This is a genomic window from Deferrisoma sp., assembly GCF_054681715.1.
Genome location: NZ_BAAHFQ010000243.1, coordinates 1 through 3191, shown reverse-complemented (window position 1 = coordinate 3191; position 3191 = coordinate 1). Strand labels below are relative to the sequence as shown.

At 68.8% G+C, this 3191-nt stretch carries 2 protein-coding genes; both read left to right on the top strand.

Translation table 11 applies throughout. From position 1 onward, the window contains the following. Nucleotides 1-628: RluA family pseudouridine synthase (locus ACY0I8_RS17250; RefSeq protein ID WP_461395735.1), on the top strand; the 628-nt coding region annotated here is incomplete at its 5' end. Nucleotides 629-798: 170 nt separating this feature from the next. Further along, nucleotides 799-3191, top strand: a 2393-nt coding sequence (locus tag ACY0I8_RS17245) for a Lon protease family protein (RefSeq protein ID WP_461395734.1), incomplete at its 3' end; no start/stop codon positions are given.

Below are 3191 nucleotides of genomic sequence, written 5' to 3'. Positions count from 1 at the left end.
TCTGACGGTGCCGGTGCCCGGAACCCGGGCCCGGAACCTCCAGGACCTCCTGAACCGGTACCTGGAATCCCAAAAGCGAACCGCCCGGGCCGCCCACCGGATCGACCGGTACACGACGGGGCTCGTGGTGTTCGCCAAGGGCCGCCGGGCCTGGGAGGGGCTCGTGGCCCAGTTCCGGGCCCACAGCCCGGAGCGGGTGTACCTGGCCGTGGTCCGGGGCCGGCTCGAGGACGACGCCGGCACCTTGCGCCACCGGCTTGAGCTCACCCGCGACGGGTTCCGGCAGCGCGTGGTCGAGCGGGGTGGAACGTTGGCCGTGACCCACTACCGGGTGCTCGAGCGGTTCGCCGACGCCACCCTGGTGGAGGTCCGGCTCGAGACCGGGCTCAAGAATCAGATCCGGGTCCAGTTCCGGGCCGCCGGCCACCCGCTCGTGGGCGACCGCCACTACGCCTGGGAGGAGGAGGGCCGAACCCGCCTCGGGCGCCAAGCCCTCCACGCCTGGAAGCTCGGGTTCGCCCATCCCGTTACGGGGAAACCCCTCCGGTTCGAGAGCGTCCTGCCCCGGGACCTGGAAGCCCTGCTTCGCCGGCTCCGGGCCGGCCGGGAGGGTACCCCGAGCCCCTGATGGGAACCCCCGGCCACCCGCCGGTCCGTCGGTCCATCCGAGGAGGGGAATCCGAGAGTCTCGCTTAGCGCCGATTCGGCGCGGACCCCTCCCCGATCCCGACGCCATAACGCAACGGTACCGTTCACGATTTACGATTTACGATTCACGGCTTTTCCGGAGACCTTCCCATGGTGAACCCGCTGACGCCGGCGGCCCTGCGTCGCCGAATCGACCCTTCGCAACTGCCCTTCGAGACCACGGCCGAGCTTCCGCCCCGCCGGCGACCCCTGGGCCAGGAGCGCGCCGTGCGGGCCCTCGAGTTCGGGCTCGAGATGGAAAGCCCCGGGTACAACATCTTCGTGCTGGGCCCGCCCGGCGCCGGCAAACGGACGACCGCCCTCGCCCTGGTGGAGGAGGTGGCCCGGGCCCGCCCGGCGCCCGGCGACTGGGTGTACGTGTACAACTTCGCCGACGAGGAAAAACCCCGGGCCATCGAGCTCCCGGCCGGCATGGGCGAGGAATTCCGCGCCGACATGGAGCGGCTGGTCCAGGCGCTTCGGACCGAGATCCCGAAGGCCCTGGGGGGCGAGGCCTACGAGAAGGAGAAGGCGGCCATCGCCAAGCGTGCCCAAGAGGAGAAGGCCAAAGCCTTCCGGGAACTCGAGGCGGTGGCCAACGAACGCGGCTTCCTGGTGCAGCGAAGCGCCGAGGGGCTTGCCCTCGTCTACACCCACGAGGGCTCCCCCGTGAGCCAGGAGGACTTCGAGCGGCTTCCCGAGGAGGAACAGCGGGCGGTACGCGAAGCCCGGGAGGTGCTCCAGGCGAAGCTCCGGGAGACGGTGGAGCGGGTGAAAGAGATCGACCGCAGGGCCAAGGCCGATCTGGAGGCGTTGGAGAAGCGGGTGGCGCTTGCGGCCGTGGGCCACGAGATCGAGGCGCTGCTCGAGAAATACAAGGCTCACACCGGGGTGGTGGAGCACCTCAAGGCCGTGGAGGCCGACGTGGTGGAGAACCTCGACGAGTTTCGCTCCGGCGGGCAGGAGGGAGGGGGGCTCCCGTTCCCGTTTCGGGCGCCCGGCATCGAGGCCCGGGTGAAGCGCTACCAGGTCAACGTGCTCGTGAACAACCGGGACCTCGAGCACGCCCCGGTGGTGTACGAGTCGAACCCGACGTATCACAATCTGGTTGGCCGCATCGAGCACTACGTGCAACTCGGGGCCTTCGTCACCGACTTCACCCTGATCAAGGCCGGGGCGTTCCACCGGGCGAACGGCGGCTACCTCGTGCTCGACGTGCGCGACGTGCTCCTCAACCCCTTCGCCTACGACGCCCTCAAGCGGGTGCTCAAGGACGGCCGGATCCGGATCGAGGAGATCGGGGAGCAGTTTCGGCTCATCTCCACCACCACCCTGAAGCCCGAGCCCATCCCGGCCCGGCTCAAGGTGGTACTCCTGGGTACCCCCTGGATCTATTACCTGCTCCAGCGCTACGACGAGGACTTCCTCAAGCTCTTCAAGGTCAAGGGCGAGTTCAGCGAGGACATGGAGCTCAACGAGGACAACCTGATGGCCTACGCCTTCCTGGTGGCGAGCCACGCCAACGAGGAGGGGCTCCTGCCGTTTCGCCGGGAGGCCGTGGCCCGGGTGGCCGAGCACGGGCTTCGGCTGGCCGAGCACCAGTCCCGCATGGCCACCCATTACCTGGAGATCACCGACCTCGTGCGCGAGGCCCACCACTGGGCGCGCAAGGACGGCGCCGAGGCCGTGGGCGCCGAGCACGTGGACCGGGCGATTCGGGAAAAGGTGTACCGCTCGAACTACCTGGAGGAGTGGATCGGTCGGCTCATCGCCGAGGGCACCCTGATCGTGGACACCCGGGGCACGGCCGTGGGCCAGGTGAACGGGCTTTCCGTGTACGACCTGGGCGACTACTCGTTCGGGAAACCCTCGCGGGTCACGGCCAAGATCTTCCTGGGCCGGGAGGGTCTCGTGAACATAGAGCGCGAAAGTGAACTGGGGGGCCGCATCCACAACAAGGGGGTCCTGATCCTCCAGGGCTTTTTCGGGTCGCGCTACGCCCGGCGGTTCCCGATCTCGTTCGCGGCGAGCCTGTGTTTCGAGCAGTCCTACGCCGGGGTGGACGGCGACAGCGCAAGCTCCGCCGAGCTGTTTGCGCTCATCTCGGCCCTGGCCGAGATCCCGCTGCGCCAGGACCTGGCCGTGACCGGCTCGGTGAGCCAGCAGGGCCAGATCCAGGCCGTGGGCGGCATCAACGAGAAGATCGAGGGGTTCTACCGGACCTGCAAGGTCAAGGGCCTCACCGGCACCCAGGGGGTCATCATCCCCAAGGCCAACGTGCCCCACCTGATGCTCGACCCCGAGGTGGTGGAGGCCGTGGAACGGGGCCGGTTCCACATCTACCCCATCGAGACCGTGGACGAGGGCCTCGAGCTCCTCACGGGCCTACCGGCCGGGGAACTGACCCCCTACGGCACGTACCCCGACGGCACCGTGAACGGGAAGGTCATGCGAAAGCTCGAGCGGCTCGCGGCCCTGTGGCGGAAGATCCACAACGGCGAGGA